This window comes from Zwartia lucis, from assembly GCF_965234455.1.
In the GTDB taxonomy this organism is placed as follows: domain Bacteria; phylum Pseudomonadota; class Gammaproteobacteria; order Burkholderiales; family Burkholderiaceae_B; genus Zwartia; species Zwartia lucis.
Window position 1 is genome coordinate 263,332 of the sequence record NZ_OZ248473.1, and the last position, 15,124, is coordinate 278,455.

Consider the following 15,124-nt stretch of genomic DNA (forward strand, 5'->3'; position numbering starts at 1 on the left):
ATGAAAAGTGTATTGAGTCAAAAAAATGCGTTGATGGTGATGGCTTTAGTCTCAGTCTTGACCTTGAGCGGCTGTGCCTCAGTGCGCGAGATGCTCAGTGGCGATGACTCGGTTGATTACAAAAGTGTGGTTCGAACCGATCCTCTGAGCATTCCGCCCGACATGACTCAGGCTGCGAGTGACCCACGTTTCCGAGCACCGGACTCAGGCACGACGACTTTTTCACAGTTTCAGCAGACTGGACAGGCAAGCCCTGCAGCCAAAGCATCGACGGCCCAATCAGCGGTCTTGCCAACGCGCGCCGATATGCGTGTGATGCGCGATGGTGATTTGCGCTGGTTGTCGGTGGATATGCCGGCTGATCGCGCGTTTTCCTCAGCGGCTGATTTCTGGACTGAAACGGGTTTCACTCTAGATGTGACTGATCCCAAAGCGGGCTTGCTCGTGACCAACTGGGCGGAAAATCGCGCCAATATTCCAGATAGCTGGATTCGTCAGATGCTCGGTAAAGCGATTCCCGGTGCTTGGGACAGCGGTACGCGCGACAAATTTCGCACGCGTATCGAGCGTAACGGCAACCGAACAGAGATCTACATCACACATCAACGCATGACTGAGGAGGCACGAGGTCAGACCTCTGGCGGCGCAGCTGCAGAGATCCGTTGGACCATTAGCAAAGAAGACCCTGGTCTAAATGCCGCGATGCTCGCTCGAATGATGGCTTTCCTGGGCGAAGACGTCGATGGTGCGCGTAAAAAAGTCGCTCAGGCAAGCGCTGATCCACAGGGGCCTCAGGTCACGACGGGACCGGGTGGCGATAAAACCGCCTTGATCATTAATGAAACTTTTGACCGTGCCTGGCGCCGCGTGGGTGTGGCACTGGATTCGGGTGGCTTTGCTGTGGATGATCGCGACCGATCGACCGGTGAGTTCTATGTCCGTTACGTGGACGTAGACACAGGCATTAAGCGCGAAGATCCACACTTCTTGGCACGCATGTTTGGCGCAAAAAACACTGGTAAGGCGCCTACATACCGAATTCGTTTGACGACCAAGGGTACGCAGACCGAAGTTGTCGTCCTGGATGAAAAAGGAGTGCGTGATACGAGTGCAACAGCCCAGCGTCTCTTAGGCGTTCTGGCAGACAAAATCTAAACGGAGCACAAAGCACCGTCTTGGTGCTTTCCTGCTTTAATTTTCGCCCCATTTTGGGGCGTTTCTTTTTGGTGCAAGCCCCGCGAACGGTATAAGGCGCAATATCGAATTCGGGCATCATTTTTGCTTGTATTTAGGGTATGCACCCTTTAGAGTAGGTTATGCACCCTATAGAGACTTTCAGCCCCAAAGAATGGCTTGCTCGGCTTGATCTTGATTTTTTTGTCAGACCGGTTAATCATGCGCCTGCAACTGTCACTGCAACTGCGACTGTGGCTGAAGCTGCGTCTTTCCAAACGAATCTAAAACATCAGCATCTGGGACCGTTACGCATTCAAAAGGCGCTTTACCCAGAGGGCCCCGCACTTTGCCATGCCATCATTGTGCATCCACCGGGCGGGATCGCAGGGGGTGATCGCCTCGAGGTGCAAGTGCAGAGTCAGGCGCGCAGTCAGGGGTTGGTGACCACACCATCGGCGGCTAAGTGGTATGGGACGGACGGGGCCGTCCCCGCGACGCAAAAAATAGAGATTACCCTCGATGGACAGTTGGAGTGGCTGCCACAGGAAACCATAGTTTTTGATCGTGCATTGGTTGAATCTGAGATTACGATCAAGGCCGGCGCTACAGGCGCGATGTTGGGGTGGGATCATTTGATTTTTGGACGTCATGCTTCGGGCGAGTCTTTCAAGAGCGGTCGTTTTGCGCAATCTCTGCGCATCCATTTGTTCGAGGGACTGGTCTGGCACGATCGTATGGTGCTCCAAGGTGAGGATGCCTTGTTTGCTTCCCCGATCGGCTTGAGAGGGCAGCATGCCTGTGCAACGTTCTGGGCGATTCTGGCTGATCCAGATACTTGGACAGAGGCTCGGTTGGAGTCGCTCCGTACTCATAGTCCTGCGTTCTCCTGGACCGTGTTGCATCCCCGGTTACTTGTCGGACGCTTGCTTGTCGAGCCCTTAAAGCTCAAGGGTTTGCTTGAACAAGCCTGGACCATCTTGCGACCCATTGTTTTAAAGCGCCCAGCCCTCAATCCTCGGCTTTGGGCTACCTGAATAAAGGAGTTTCTATGGATCTCACCCCAAGAGAAAAAGATAAGTTGCTGATTTTTACAGCAGCTTTACTTGCCGAACGGCGTCTAGCACGTGGTTTGAAACTCAATGTGCCCGAAGCCATTGCCCTCATCACCGCAGCGATCATGGAAGGTGCACGCGATGGCAAAACGGTCGCAACACTGATGGCCGAGGGCCGCAGTATTTTGACGCGCGCAGACGTCATGGAGGGTATCGCTGAAATGATCCCGGACATTCAGGTCGAAGCTACGTTTCCCGATGGCACCAAACTTGTCACGGTTCACCAACCTATTCAGTGAGGAGCGGACATGCAAATAACGCCCATGATTCCCGGACAAATACTTGTCCAAGACGGTGAAGACCTTGAAATCAATGTGGGTCGAACGCTGCTTAGCCTCACCGTAGCCAACACCGGTGACCGACCCGTGCAGATTGGCTCCCACTTTCATTTTGCAGAAACCAATGCAGCGTTGCATTTTGATCGTGCTGCTGCGCGCGGCTTTCGCTTGAATATTTCTGCGGGCACGGCGATTCGTTTTGAGCCAGGACAAGAGCGTGTCGTTGAGCTTGTTGCGCTCAGCGGGGATCGGATCGTGTACGGATTTTCTGGGGCCGTCATGGGGAGTCTGGATCAATGAAAATTTCAAGACAAGCGTACGCCGAGATGTTTGGTCCGACGACAGGCGATCGCGTTCGCCTGGCCGATACTGCGTTGTTTGCACGCGTGGAAAAGGACTTTACGATTTACGGTGAGGAGGTCAAATTTGGCGGTGGTAAAGTGATTCGAGATGGCATGGGGCAGTCGCAGCGTATGAGCGCGGATTGTGTCGACACTGTCTTGACCAATGCACTGATCATCGATTACTGGGGCATCGTCAAAGCTGATATCGGCATTAAAAATGGACGCATCGCCGGCATCGGTAAGGCCGGCAATCCGGATATCCAGCCGGGTGTGACGATTGTGATTGGACCTGCCACCGAGGTCATTGCAGCCGAAGGCATGATCGTGACCGCGGGTGGTGTAGACAGTCATATTCACTTTATCTGTCCTCAACAAATCGAAGAGGCCCTGTGCTCAGGCGTGACGACCATGATTGGTGGCGGTACGGGCCCTGCGACTGGGACGTTTGCCACAACGGTGACGCCTGGTCCATGGCATTTGGCGCGCATGTTGCAATCGCTTGAGTCCTATCCGATCAATATCGGTTTGCTGGGCAAAGGCAACGTTTCTCTACCGGGCCCACTGCACGAACAAATCGAAGCTGGGGCAGTGGGCTTAAAGCTCCACGAGGACTGGGGCAGCACACCGGCTGCGATCGACAACTGCCTGACGGTTGCGGATCAGACCGACACGCAAGTCGCGATTCATACCGACACACTCAACGAGTCGGGCTTTGTCGAGGCGACACTCAAGGCCATCGATGGCAGAGTGATCCACACCTACCACACCGAGGGAGCGGGAGGCGGCCATGCGCCCGATATCATCCGCGTCTGCGGTGAGCAAAATGTCCTGCCATCCTCGACCAATCCGACTCGGCCCTACACCATCAATACGCTGGATGAGCACCTGGATATGTTGATGGTGTGTCACCACCTCGATGCCTCGATTGCCGAAGATATCGCTTTTGCAGAAAGTCGTATCCGTCGTGAAACCATTGCGGCCGAAGACATCCTGCACGACATCGGCGCGTTTTCGATGATTTCCTCGGATAGTCAGGCGATGGGTCGTGTCGGAGAGGTCATTATGCGGTCCTGGCAGACTGCGCACAAAATGCGTGAGCAGCGCGGTTCCTTGAGCGAGGCAGGTTTTTCTGATCCCTCGACGAGCGATAACGCGCGCATCAAACGCTATATCGCCAAATACACCATCAATCCTGCGCTCACGCATGGCATGGCGCATGAGATTGGTTCGGTCGAGGTGGGCAAATGGGCCGACCTCGTGTTGTGGCGTCCTGCTTTTTTTGGTGTCAAGCCCTCGACCGTCATCAAAGGTGGCCAGATCGCGATGGCGGCGATGGGAGATCCCAATGCGTCGATTCCGACCCCACAGCCTGTTCATTTTCGTCCACAGTTTGGGGCGTCTGCGCGCGGCATCGAAACGAGTTGCATCACCTTCATGTCCGGTATCTCGGTGCAGCGCGGTGTGCATCAGGAGCTCGGCTTGCGCAGGCAGATCGCGACCGTGCAGGGCACGCGTACGGTCACTAAGGCTGATATGAAACTCAATAGCACCACACCGCATATCACCGTCAGTCCGGAAAACTACAAGGTCTATGCCGATGGTGTGTTGCTTGACTGTCCTCCTGCGCAGGTGCTGCCGATGGCGCAACGTTACTTTTTGTTTTAGGAACGAAGATGGCGATTTTGTTGACCACGCGGATTCTTGCGCAAGCGCGCTCACAGACAGACGCAGCCGCCGAGTCCTTGCCCGTGCTCGAGTTGACGCTGGAGGATCGGCAGCGCTCGCGCTTGGCCGCCATGTTACCCAGTGGACGCGCAGTCGCAGTGATCCTGCCGCGTGGCGAATCCATGCAGCACGGCGATGTGCTCACCGGTGAAACAGGTGAACGTGTCTTGGTGCAAGCCGCCGCCGAGGAGTTGATGCTGATCCGTGCCCACAATCCTTTTGAGCTCATGCGTATTGTGTATCACTTGGCTAACCGTCACGTGCGGGCGATGTTGCTGCCCGATGCCGCCCTGATCGAGCCAGATCAAGTGTTGGCAGAGCTCGTCAGACGGTTGGGCGGAACAGTAGAAAATACGCATCAGCCTTTTATTCCAGAAGGTGGCGCCTACTCTGGGGGCGCAGGAGAACATGCGCATCACCATCACCAACATCCAAGCGAGTGCGGGGTCGAGCTGCAGGATGAGGCGATGGGTCAGATCGGTGAACAACTCTCTATCGCAGCCCATGCACGATCCAAAGCTTAACTCCCTCCTGTCGGCCCTGCATTTGGCGAGCCCGGCTTTGCCCGTAGGGGGCTTTGCGTATTCGCAGGGTCTAGAACAAGCGATCGAGGATCGTTGGGTCACAGATATGGAGCAAGCCTATGTCTGGATCCGAGATGGTCTGTTGCTCAATCTGGCTCGCCAGGAGTTGCCTTGGTGGTTGTATTGTTATGTGGCCGCCTCACAACAGCAATGGGATGCGCTCATCGAAGGAAATCAGCAGCTGAGCGCCATGCGTGAAACCGCTGAGCTACGACTCGAATCTGTACAGATGGGGTATTCGATGGCCAAGCTGTTTGCACAGTGGCCGTTGGCGCAGGCACTCGCCGACCTCAAAAATGTGACGTGGTCTTACCCTGCCGCGTATGCATCGTTGGCTGCATGCACGGGCGTTGAAAAAGAAACGGCATTGGCGGCTTATCTCTGGAGCTGGGTAGAAAACCAAGTCCTGGCCGCGATGAAAACAGTTCCCTTAGGACAAATCGAAGGTCAGCAACTTCTGCATCGTCTCAAACAAGACATTGCAAAGACTTGTTTGATCGCACAGTCAACCAGTACCGCCGAGGCGGGTTCAGCGCCTTTTGGCCTCGCCTTAGCCAGTACAAGACATGAAACGCAATATAGCCGCTTGTTTAGAAGTTAAAAAATAGGAATTACACCATGACACAACAATCCAATCCTTTGCGCGTCGGTATCGGCGGACCGGTGGGGTCGGGCAAGACCACCTTGGTCGAAGTCCTCTGCAAAAAAATGCGAGATCAGTACAAGCTTGCGGTTGTGACCAACGATATTTACACCAAAGAAGATGAACGCTTGCTGGTTGCAGCAGAGGCTTTGTCGGCGGATCGCATTATGGGTGTAGAAACAGGCGGCTGCCCGCATACGGCCATTCGCGAAGACGCTTCGATCAACCTCGAAGCGATCGATCGTATGCAAAAACGCTTCCCCGATCTTGATTTGATCTTTATCGAGTCCGGTGGCGATAATTTAGCAGCGACGTTTAGTCCAGACTTATCGGACTTGACGATTTATGTGATTGACGTCGCGGGTGGCGAAAAAATTCCCCGCAAAGGCGGTCCCGGTATCACCCGTAGTGATCTGTTGGTGATCAACAAGACCGATCTCGCACCCTATGTGGGCGCAAACCTTGACGTCATGCGCCACGACACTGCGCGCATGCGTGTGGACCGTCCCTGGGTGATGACGAATTTAAAAACCGGTGAGGGCCTAGACGAAGTCATCCGCTTTATTGAAAAAGCGGGATGCTTGATTCAGTCTTGAAGCGTTGATCCCATCTACTTTCTGACAAGATGGACCCAGCCATCGTCAATCCAGTCTGCTAACGCGTCGAGTGCCTCCTGTGACAGGCGTTTGGCAGAAGGGTCGGTACCCGCCAGTTCACGCTCATCCGCGAGTCGTTTAAGGCCTGTTTCGGCTTTGACCATTGCAGGCTCGCCATTGATAAAAAGCTGCTGGTCACGGTAGAGCATACGGCTGCGTCGATCGAGTACCCAGTGTGTGTAGGAGGATGCCTGATCGTGCGTCTCTGGGTCCTCATCCATCGCTAACGCAAGCGGGCTGTCAAAGACAGCGGCCTGATTGGGCTCGGTCAACCAGCAGCCCAGAAAGCGGGTGGCCAGCGCGTGGTCAAAGCGGATTTTGCTGGCGGCAGCGATCGCGGCCTCGGTCAGGCGTTCGGGGAGCTCGGCGGGATGTGCCACAGCGGGCTGAGCGGGGTCGCGGTAAAACTTATTGAGCGCGGGACCAGGCAAGGGAGGCTCGCCGTAGGGGCCGCTTGCGACACCTGCACGTGACAAGATTTGATCCGCGGCAGCTTCGAGCATGCCACGTGCCAGCGCCGCCTCGTCAGGTGCGCGAAAGCCAATCGAGATCGTCATGCAATCATCGAGCGCGACACCATCGTGTGCCGCTTGTGGGGGCAGGTACAACATATCGCCTGGCTCCAGTACAAACTCTTGCTCCGGTTCAAAGTTTTGCAAAATCTTGAGAGGTAAACCAGGTACCAAGGACAAGTCTTTTTGTTGACCAAATTTCCAGTGACGGCGACCCTCGGCTTGCAAAAGAAACACGTCATAGCTGTCGTAATGTGGACCCACACCACCGCCCGTCGTGGCCATGCTGATCATCAGATCATCGAGTCGCGCGTCCGGCACAAAGCGAAACTGATTCATCAGCGCACAGGCTGCATCATCATGGATGTCCACACTCTGCACCAATAGTGTCCAGTGTGTTTCCGACATTTTTGGCAGACGACTAAAAGGTCCAACCTCCATGTTCCATTCGTCTTTGTCACGCCAGATCAGTTTGGACTCAACCTCGTCACGCTTGCTCATTTTTTTGAGCGTTGCCATTGAAACGGGGGGTTTAAAATTCTTGAAAGCCTGGCGCACGAGCAGAGGTTTACGCTGCCAGTAGGTCTTCATAAATTGTGAAGGGGTGAGTCCGCCCAGCAGGGCGAGAGGTTGATCCGTGTGCATAAAAAGACCTAAGGCAATAAATTTTTGAGTTGATACAGCGCATCCAATGCTTCACGCGGGCTGAGCGTATCGGGGTCGAGCTCATTAAGGGCTTGGTGCAGTGCCGCCTGGGCATCCGCGAGTTCTGTGGCGATTTGTGTCATGCTTTCAGCGGCGACGACCTCTCCAAACAAACCGAGTTGAGGCGTGGGGGCGCCTTGTGACTCCAGTCGCTCTAGTTCGCGCGTCGCGTGTCTGATCACGGCTGCGGGCACTCCGGCGCGTTGTGCGACTTGTATGCCGTAACTGCGACTCGCGGGACCGTCTTTCACTTCATGTAAAAACACGATACCCGAAGGAGACTCGGCAGCCGCCAGGTGCACATTGGCCGTGTTGGGCTGTTCGTTCGGCATTCGGGTGATTTCAAAATAGTGTGTCGCAAACAGCGTCAGGGCGCGATTGTGCGTGACTAAGCGCTGAGCGATAGACCATGCAAGCGCCAAACCATCATAGGTCGAGGTGCCACGGCCGATTTCGTCCATCAACACCAAACTGTTCGCCGAGCTCGAAGCCAAGATCGCGGCTGCCTCGGTCATTTCCATCATAAAAGTCGAGCGTCCACCCGCCAGATCGTCGGCGGCGCCAATGCGCGTAAAAATACGATCTAGTGGACCGATGGCCGCTGCACGCGCCGGCACAAAGCTTCCGATTCGGGCGAGCAGGGCAATCAGGGCGACTTGACGCATGTAGGTGGATTTACCCCCCATGTTAGGGCCCGTGATGACAAGCAAGGCGCGGTGCGGATTGAGGCTGCAACTATTGGGTGTAAAGCGTTCGATCGAGCGCTCCACGACAGGGTGGCGACCCGCCGTGATTTCGATCGCGGTATGCTCGAGCAAGCCTGGGGCGACCCAGTCGTGATGCTGTGCGTGATGCGCGAGCGCGACCAGTACGTCGAGTTCTGCGCACACACTCGCACAGTGGGACAAGGCTTGCGCCATCGGCATGAGCGCTTGTAACACTTGTTCGTAAAGCCATTTTTCCCGAGCCAGTGAGCGGTCTTGAGCGGAGAGGACTTTATCCTCCCATGACTTGAGCTCAGGTGTGATGTAGCGTTCGGCATTTTTGAGCGTCTGGCGACGGCGATAATCCTCGGGCACCTTGTCGGACTGCGCGCGACTGACTTCGATAAAAAATCCATGAACACGATTGAACTCGACACGCAGCGTGGAAATCCCTGTGCGGGCGCGCTCGCGCGCTTCGAGCTCCAGCAAGTAGGTGCCGTTATCGGTAGAAATTCCACGCAGCTCGTCGAGCTCGGCATCATAGCCGTTCGCAATCACCCCACCATCGCGGACTTGTACGGCTGGCTCGGTATCGATTGCCGCACTCAACAAGCGCTCCATGTCAGGGGGAGGTAACAAGTGTTGAGCGATCTCTCGCAGACGCACACAATCCGCTGCGTCTTTAGACTGAGCCGAGGAAAGTAATATTTGTAATTGGGGTAGGGCGCTCAGCGCATCGCGCAAACTGGCGAGTTCGCGTGGCCGCACAGACAACAACGCAATGCGCGTAGCGATACGCTCTAGATCGGGTAATGCGTTTAATGCTCCACGCAGGGACTCTAAGACTGAGGTCGCATGCAGTAACTCAGTACTCGCGTCATTTGCTTGCATGAGCGCGGCGATCGCTTGTTGGCGTGCGAGGACAGGCGCATTGTCGCGTAAGGGATGATGGAGCCAGCGTCTCAACAAACGCGCGCCCATTGGTGTGCGACAACTATCTAAAATCGAAAAGAGGGTGGGTGCTTCCTCGCCAGACAGTGTGCGAGTTAGTTCGAGATTGCGGCGCGTAGCCGGATCCATCAATACGTATTGGCTGGCACGGTCCGCGCTGAGGCTCTGAATATGCGCAAGCCCTTGGGCTTGTGTGCGACCCGCATAGCGAAGCAAGGCACCCGCTGCGCAAATGGCATGCGGGAGATCGTCCACATCAAAACCAGAGAGCGATTGCGTTTTGAAATGCGCCAGAAGTTGTGCTTGAGCTTGTTCAGCCTCAAAGTGCCAAGGGGGTACGCGGGTGGTGGCACAGTTCAGGCTCACGTCGAGTTCGACATCGTCGGCATAAATGATCTCAGCGGGCTCGATGCGATGAAGCTCCGAGTCCAGTGCCTCGGGTGCGCACTCTGTGAGTTTGAATTCACCGCTAGCCAGGTTGAGCCAGGCCAACCCTGCGCGGGGTGTTTTGCCTTTGCGAGAGACAAAGACCGCCGCGACAGAGCGGTCTGATTTGGCGGGTAAGAGCGCCTCGTCTGTGAGCGTACCGGGCGTCACGATCCGAACAATTTTGCGGTCAACCGGACCCTTGCTGGTGGCGGGGTCACCGATCTGTTCGCAGATCGCGACTGAGACACCTGCGGCCACGAGTTTGGCTAGATATTGTTCGGCGGCATGATAGGGCACGCCTGCCATCGGGATCGGCGCACCGTTGGAGGTACCGCGACGCGTAAGCGTCAGATTCAGCAGACGCGCGCCGCGCTCGGCATCCTCGTAAAACATCTCATAGAAATCCCCCATGCGATAGAGCAGCAACAACGGGCCAGCCTCAGCCTTTAGACGCAAGTATTGCTGCATCATTGGGGTGTGTTGCTCATTGCTAGCGGGCGTCAGGGCATTGTCTTGCATAGGGTGTTTTAAGGATTGGTGCGGCGCATCTAGCGAAGCCTTTAGTGTAAGCCACGGTGATGTCAGAGTTCTCTATAATCGATCAAATAAATACACGACACGCAACAAGGTGAAAAAACATGATCTCTAAAATCGTGCCTGATTTGCAGGCAGCCATGGCAGGCATTCAGGACGGATCGACCGTGCTGATTGGAGGCTTTGGCGGCGCAGGGCAACCCCATGAGCTGATTGATGGCTTAATCGAGCAGGGCGCGCGTGAGCTGACGATTGTTTGCAACAACGCCGGTTCGGGTGATACGGGGATTGCAGCGTTGTTGGCTTCGGGTCAAGTGCGTAAGATCATTTGTTCGTTCCCCCGTCAGTCGGATTCTCATGTCTTTGACGGACTTTATCGCGCTGGCAAACTCGAGCTCGAGCTTGTGCCTCAGGGCACGCTTGCCGAGCGCATTCGCGCCGGAGGTGCAGGAATTGGTGGATTTTTTACGCGCACCGCAGTCGGTACGCAGCTTGCCGAGGGCAAAGAGGTCCGCACCATCGATGGTCAAGACTACATTTTAGAGGGGCCTATCAAGGCTGATGTCGCCGTGATCCGCGCGCATCGCGCCGACCGTTGGGGCAATCTTGTCTATCGCAAAACGGCACGTAATTTTTGTCCTGTCATGGCCACGGCCGCTAAGCTCACCATCGCGCAAGTCAATGAAATCGTCGAACTCGGCGAGCTCGATCCTGAGGCGATCGTGACACCCGGTGTCTATGTCAAGCGCGTTGTTTGCATTCCAGCCAAAGCAGTCAAAGCAGGTAAAGGTTAAATCATGAAACGTATCTCTAGAGATGAGATCGCCGCCCGCGTGGCGCGCGATATTCCAGAAGGCGCAATCGTCAACCTCGGAATCGGTTTGCCGACCAAGGTCGCCAATTATTTGCCCAAAGACAAAGACATTTTTCTGCAAAGCGAAAACGGTGTGCTGGGCATGGGGCCCGCTCCCGCCGCTGGCGAAGAAGATTGGGATTTGATCAATGCGGGTAAGCAGCCAGTGACCTTGTTACCTGGAGGTAGTTATTTCCATCATGCCGATTCGTTTGCCATGATGCGTGGCGGCCACCTCGATATTTGTGTGCTCGGCGCGTTCCAAGTTGCGATTAATGGCGACCTCGCCAACTGGTCTACCGGTGAGCCCGATGCGATTCCTGCAGTCGGCGGCGCGATGGATCTGGCCGCCGGTGCGAAAGACGTGTTTGTCATGATGGAGTTACTCACTAAGGAGGGTCAGAGCAAGCTCGTCAAGCAGTGTACGTATCCTCTGACGGGCCTTGCTTGTGTCTCTCGCGTCTACACTGACATCGCGGTCTTTCAGATCGAGCCAGGCGGAGTGGTGCGCGTGGTGGACGACGTGTCTGGCGCAGGCGAACAAGAGTTGCGCCGACTGACCGGACTGGGGATAGATCTATTGTTTTAAGCGACGGTATGGTTCAATAAAGCTATGAGACTGAATTTGGCCCAAATAGCGATGATTCGAGACACAACTTTTCGCGTGTTTGGAGAGCGTGCGCGCGTCACTTTATTTGGATCCAGAGTCAACGATGCAGCCAAAGGCGGGGACGTAGACTTAATGATTGAGGTACCCAATGCTGTATCAGAGCCCGCCCTTTTGAGCGCCCGCGTCGCCAGCCGCGTGTCACGTGCGATGAATGGGCGTAAAGTTGATGTTGTGCTGAAAGCGCCCAACCTCATGATTCAACCTGTCCATGACATTGCTGCTCGCACTGGAGTCGTCTTGTGAAGCTCGAAGAAGGCCTTCGCTTGCGTTTGCAATTCCTTTGCCGTGTGGTCCAAAAGGAATCGTACTACCTACAGGAAACCGATGCGCGTCTCTTTGCTGGTGCTTTATCGGCAAAGTCCCTTGAGGCGATCACCCAAGATCCGTTGCTGGCAGAAAGGCTTGATGCCTTTGTCAGTCGCTTTGGACGATTACAGGACACCTTGGCGGATAAGTTTTTGCCCACACTTTTAGATGCTTTAGCTGAACCCAAAGCATCGGCGATCGACAATCTAGATCGTGCTGAAAAGCTGGGATGGCTCGAATCCACGGATGACTGGTTGGAAATGCGTAAACTTCGCAATCAAATGGTGCATGAGTACATTGAAGATCTCGTGATCTTGTCTAATGCCCTTAAGGTGGGGCATGAATTTGTCGTGACGCTCGTGGACACCGCAGAGAGATTTGTCGTGCAGGCACAAAGACGTATTGCAATATCGTTAAGCTAATCAGGTTTGTCAAACCTTTAAGCACTCAGCCCTGCTTTAAGCACTCAGCTCCGTTTATTCATCCACAATCTTGGTGAGTTTCTTTGTATCCAGTGGCGGTGAGGCGTCCTGAATTTTGGAGCCCATCGCCTCAAGCGACTGACATAGGTTTGAGATCCGCTCATCTTGTCTGGCCACGTGCGTGATCAGCTCGTTTAAAACCTTATTCAAAGGATCTGCCGCACCTGGGTCGACCGCATAGGCGGCCATCAATATAGCGGGGATGACAGAGGAGGTCTGCTCCTCATCGTCTTTTTCAATGACGCGCGCGGGATTGCCCACCGCCGTCGCATATGCCGGTACCGGCTTGACCACCACAGCATTCGAGCCAATACGGGCTCCATCGCCCACGACAAAGCCACCTAGCACTTGCGCACCTGCACCCACCACCACGCCTTTGCCAAGCGTCGGGTGCCGCTTGGCGCCCTTGTAGAGGCGTGTGCCGCCGAGCGTGACGCCCTGATAGATAGTGCAATCATCGCCGATCTCTGCAGTCTCACCGATCACGACGCCGAAACCGTGGTCGATAAAGACTCGATGGCCAATTTTTGCGCCAGGGTGAATCTCGATGCCAGTCAACATACGACTTAGATGCGAAATAAAGCGTCCCAGCCAATAAAAATGAGCATTCCACAAGCGATGGGCCAAGCGATGCGCCATGAGGGCATGCAAGCCTGGATAGCACGTGAGGACCTCGAGCTTGCTGCGCGCAGCAGGGTCTCGCTCCAAAATGCAGGCTATGTCTTCGCGTAGATTTTTAAACATATCTTTGATGCTACCGCAGACGAGAATTTCGCCTGATAGTAACCAGCTTATGAAGATGGTTTGTTCATGCGTGCCGTCGCGATCATGGCGGTACAGACGCCGCGCATCATGTCGACTTCGTCTTTGCTCAAATCCGTTCGATTGAGCAAGTGACGCATGCGGGGCATCAGTTTTTTGGGGTGTTCGGGATCCAGAAAGCGCACGGCCTCGAGCGCCTCCTGCCAATGCGTGAGTAAAGCCTGGACCGCCTCGCCGCTGGCAGGCTGGCTGCCAGGGTGCTTGGCGGGTGGCTTGGGTTGAAGCAGCGAAACAGGAGGCACGCTGGTCTCTGCCGCAGGGTTGTTCTGCGCGTAGCTGCCTTGCAGCAGGGCGTAGCGCAATTCCCAGGCGCCAAGTTGCATGGCTTGGGACACATTGAGTGAGCTGTAGGCGGGATTGGCAGGGATGTGACAGACGCGATGACAGAGCGCGATATGCTCGTTGGTTAGTCCTGAGCGTTCTGTACCCACTACGAGGGCCACACAGCCCTCAGGATGCTCGCGCAGGTGCCTTTGGGCTAGGTGGGCAGCCTCGCGGATGTCGCAGACCGGCGGGCCAAGCTCGCGTTCCCGAGCTGTCAGGGCAAAAGCGAGCGTAACCGGCGCCAAGGCATCTTTAAGACTATTAAAGGTTTTTGCCCCCGCCAGCACATCGCCTGCACCACTGGCCAAAGCGATCGCTTCGGGCTGAATGTTGATTTCAGGGGTTTTCGGAGCAACGAGCACCAGGTTTTCAAACCCCATCGTTTTGATCGCACGCGAGGCCGAACCGACGTTTCCGGGGTGGCTTGGCTCGGTCATAATGAAGCGAACACGGGAAAAATCGGAAGTCATTTAAAATTCTGCTTTGCTTAATAGAAAAACTACGCTCATGCACCCGATGCTTAATACCGCCATTAAGGCGGCCCGGCGCGCCGGAACCATTATCAACCGTGGGAGTCTTGAACTCGATCGGTTACAAATCGCCCGTAAGGGCCCAAGAGATTATGTCACGGAAGTCGACCGTGCCGCAGAGGAGGCCATCATTGATGTGCTGCGTACTGCTTACCCTGAGCACGCCTTTTTGGGTGAGGAATCCGGGCATCAAGGTGGCGACACGCCAGAGGGTGCATTAGCCCCCAATGAATGGGTGATCGATCCCTTGGATGGCACGACAAACTTTATCCACGGTTTGCCCACCTACGCAGTTTCCATCGCCCTACGACAGTTCGGTCAGGTGACGCAAGCCGTCATTTACGATCCTTCGCGTAATGAGCTTTTTACCGCGAGCCGCGGCGGTGGCGCGTTTCTCAACGATCGCCGGATGCGCGTTTCAACTCAGCTTAAATTTCACGATGTGTTGCTGGGTGCTGCCTGGCCTGGTTCTATCGGACCCGATGAGCTGTCGCAGCCTCGCTTTATGGAAATGGCACGCGGTTGCGCAGGCGTGCGCCGTACGGGCTCTTCGGTGCTTGATATGGCGTATGTGGCGGCAGGTCGGATGGACGGTTTCTGCGGTCTGGGTCTCAAACAGTGGGATATGGCCGCTGCCAGCCTGATGGTCCTCGAGGCCGGCGGCTTAATTGGTGACCTGCAGGGTGAACAAACTTGGATGGAATCAGGCAACGTGATCGCCGCGACGCCTAAAATCTTTACGCAAATGCTGGGCTATTTGCGCGGCTAAGGTCTAAGGGTTTTA

General features: G+C 55.3%; 17 protein-coding genes. 13 read left to right on the forward strand and 4 right to left on the reverse strand.

The window, feature by feature from the left end; all coding sequences use genetic code 11:
• The 8 genes from bamC to ureG all read left to right on the forward strand — a co-directional run bounded on the left by bamC (position 1) and on the right by ureG (position 6,458).
• On the forward strand, positions 1-1,155 hold the full coding sequence (bamC, locus tag AC8GE9_RS07640) for an NlpB/DapX family lipoprotein (RefSeq protein WP_506676563.1): 1,155 nt from the start codon (positions 1-3) through the stop codon (positions 1,153-1,155).
• A gap of 161 nt (positions 1,156-1,316) precedes the next feature.
• Complete coding sequence (locus tag AC8GE9_RS07645) at positions 1,317-2,210, forward strand: urease accessory protein UreD (RefSeq protein ID WP_506676564.1); 894 nt, start codon at positions 1,317-1,319, stop codon at positions 2,208-2,210.
• Positions 2,211-2,224: 14 nt separating this feature from the next.
• Positions 2,225-2,527: an urease subunit gamma gene (locus AC8GE9_RS07650; RefSeq protein WP_506676565.1), complete on the forward strand. Its 303-nt coding sequence runs from the start codon at positions 2,225-2,227 to the stop codon at positions 2,525-2,527.
• 24 nt (positions 2,528-2,551) lie between these two features.
• Positions 2,552-2,866, forward strand: coding sequence for an urease subunit beta (locus AC8GE9_RS07655; protein WP_506677133.1), 315 nt, complete (start codon positions 2,552-2,554; stop codon positions 2,864-2,866).
• Complete coding sequence (gene ureC / locus AC8GE9_RS07660) at positions 2,863-4,575, forward strand: urease subunit alpha (RefSeq protein ID WP_506676566.1); 1,713 nt, start codon at positions 2,863-2,865, stop codon at positions 4,573-4,575. Before AC8GE9_RS07655 ends, ureC begins: the two co-directional genes overlap by 4 nt.
• 8 nt (positions 4,576-4,583) lie before the next feature.
• Entirely contained in the window at positions 4,584-5,159 is a 576-nt protein-coding gene (locus AC8GE9_RS07665; RefSeq protein WP_506676567.1) for an urease accessory protein UreE, read from the forward strand.
• Positions 5,116-5,820, forward strand: coding sequence for an urease accessory protein UreF (locus AC8GE9_RS07670; protein ID WP_506676568.1), 705 nt, complete (start codon positions 5,116-5,118; stop codon positions 5,818-5,820). The genes AC8GE9_RS07665 and AC8GE9_RS07670 overlap by 44 nt, the downstream gene beginning before the upstream one ends.
• A gap of 17 nt (positions 5,821-5,837) precedes the next feature.
• On the forward strand, positions 5,838-6,458 hold the full coding sequence (gene ureG / locus AC8GE9_RS07675) for an urease accessory protein UreG (RefSeq protein ID WP_506676569.1): 621 nt from the start codon (positions 5,838-5,840) through the stop codon (positions 6,456-6,458).
• Positions 6,459-6,472: 14 nt separating this feature from the next.
• Here the strand turns inward: ureG and AC8GE9_RS07680 are convergent, their stop codons facing one another.
• Together AC8GE9_RS07680 and mutS are read right to left on the reverse strand one after the other, a co-directional pair.
• Positions 6,473-7,675, reverse strand: a complete 1,203-nt coding sequence (locus AC8GE9_RS07680) for a JmjC domain-containing protein (RefSeq protein WP_506676570.1) — start codon at positions 7,673-7,675, stop codon at positions 6,473-6,475.
• A gap of 8 nt (positions 7,676-7,683) precedes the next feature.
• A complete protein-coding gene (gene mutS / locus AC8GE9_RS07685) occupies positions 7,684-10,338 on the reverse strand; it encodes a DNA mismatch repair protein MutS (protein ID WP_506676571.1) in 2,655 nt (884 codons plus the stop codon).
• A gap of 119 nt (positions 10,339-10,457) precedes the next feature.
• Here mutS and AC8GE9_RS07690 point away from each other — a divergent pair, with 119 nt between their 5' ends.
• From AC8GE9_RS07690 to AC8GE9_RS07705, 4 genes are read left to right on the forward strand one after another with little or no spacing between them, the layout of a single operon-like run.
• On the forward strand, positions 10,458-11,147 hold the full coding sequence (locus tag AC8GE9_RS07690; RefSeq protein WP_506676572.1) for a 3-oxoacid CoA-transferase subunit A: 690 nt from the start codon (positions 10,458-10,460) through the stop codon (positions 11,145-11,147).
• A 3-nt stretch (positions 11,148-11,150) separates the two neighbouring features.
• Complete coding sequence (locus AC8GE9_RS07695) at positions 11,151-11,795, forward strand: 3-oxoacid CoA-transferase subunit B (protein ID WP_506676573.1); 645 nt, start codon at positions 11,151-11,153, stop codon at positions 11,793-11,795.
• A gap of 24 nt (positions 11,796-11,819) precedes the next feature.
• On the forward strand, positions 11,820-12,119 hold the full coding sequence (locus tag AC8GE9_RS07700; RefSeq protein ID WP_506676574.1) for a nucleotidyltransferase domain-containing protein: 300 nt from the start codon (positions 11,820-11,822) through the stop codon (positions 12,117-12,119).
• Positions 12,116-12,604, forward strand: coding sequence for a hypothetical protein (locus AC8GE9_RS07705; RefSeq protein WP_506676575.1), 489 nt, complete (start codon positions 12,116-12,118; stop codon positions 12,602-12,604). Before AC8GE9_RS07700 ends, AC8GE9_RS07705 begins: the two co-directional genes overlap by 4 nt.
• Positions 12,605-12,658: 54 nt before the next feature.
• On the opposite strand, the gene cysE is transcribed toward AC8GE9_RS07705, so the two are convergent.
• A complete protein-coding gene (cysE, locus tag AC8GE9_RS07710; protein ID WP_506676576.1) occupies positions 12,659-13,408 on the reverse strand; it encodes a serine O-acetyltransferase in 750 nt (249 codons plus the stop codon).
• Between the two features lie 47 nt (positions 13,409-13,455).
• Positions 13,456-14,280: an RNA methyltransferase gene (locus tag AC8GE9_RS07715; protein ID WP_506676577.1), complete on the reverse strand. Its 825-nt coding sequence runs from the start codon at positions 14,278-14,280 to the stop codon at positions 13,456-13,458.
• Between the two features lie 37 nt (positions 14,281-14,317).
• Here AC8GE9_RS07715 and AC8GE9_RS07720 point away from each other — a divergent pair, with 37 nt between their 5' ends.
• Positions 14,318-15,109, forward strand: a complete 792-nt coding sequence (locus AC8GE9_RS07720) for an inositol monophosphatase family protein (RefSeq protein ID WP_506676578.1) — start codon at positions 14,318-14,320, stop codon at positions 15,107-15,109.
• Positions 15,110-15,124 lie beyond the last annotated feature (15 nt).

Coding starts and splice junctions, on each gene's coding strand:
- AC8GE9_RS07720 (WP_506676578.1), top strand. CDS start 14,318: ATGCACCCGATGCTTAATACCGCCATTAAGGCGGCCCGGCGCGCCGGA.
- AC8GE9_RS07690 (WP_506676572.1), top strand. CDS start 10,458: ATGATCTCTAAAATCGTGCCTGATTTGCAGGCAGCCATGGCAGGCATT.
- AC8GE9_RS07650 (WP_506676565.1), top strand. CDS start 2,225: ATGGATCTCACCCCAAGAGAAAAAGATAAGTTGCTGATTTTTACAGCA.
- AC8GE9_RS07715 (WP_506676577.1), bottom strand. CDS start 14,280: ATGACTTCCGATTTTTCCCGTGTTCGCTTCATTATGACCGAGCCAAGC.
- bamC (WP_506676563.1), top strand. CDS start 1: ATGAAAAGTGTATTGAGTCAAAAAAATGCGTTGATGGTGATGGCTTTA.
- AC8GE9_RS07695 (WP_506676573.1), top strand. CDS start 11,151: ATGAAACGTATCTCTAGAGATGAGATCGCCGCCCGCGTGGCGCGCGAT.
- mutS (WP_506676571.1), bottom strand. CDS start 10,338: ATGCAAGACAATGCCCTGACGCCCGCTAGCAATGAGCAACACACCCCA.
- ureC (WP_506676566.1), top strand. CDS start 2,863: ATGAAAATTTCAAGACAAGCGTACGCCGAGATGTTTGGTCCGACGACA.
- AC8GE9_RS07680 (WP_506676570.1), bottom strand. CDS start 7,675: ATGCACACGGATCAACCTCTCGCCCTGCTGGGCGGACTCACCCCTTCA.
- AC8GE9_RS07700 (WP_506676574.1), top strand. CDS start 11,820: ATGAGACTGAATTTGGCCCAAATAGCGATGATTCGAGACACAACTTTT.
- AC8GE9_RS07655 (WP_506677133.1), top strand. CDS start 2,552: ATGATTCCCGGACAAATACTTGTCCAAGACGGTGAAGACCTTGAAATC.
- AC8GE9_RS07665 (WP_506676567.1), top strand. CDS start 4,584: ATGGCGATTTTGTTGACCACGCGGATTCTTGCGCAAGCGCGCTCACAG.
- AC8GE9_RS07645 (WP_506676564.1), top strand. CDS start 1,317: ATGCACCCTATAGAGACTTTCAGCCCCAAAGAATGGCTTGCTCGGCTT.
- cysE (WP_506676576.1), bottom strand. CDS start 13,408: ATGTTTAAAAATCTACGCGAAGACATAGCCTGCATTTTGGAGCGAGAC.
- ureG (WP_506676569.1), top strand. CDS start 5,838: ATGACACAACAATCCAATCCTTTGCGCGTCGGTATCGGCGGACCGGTG.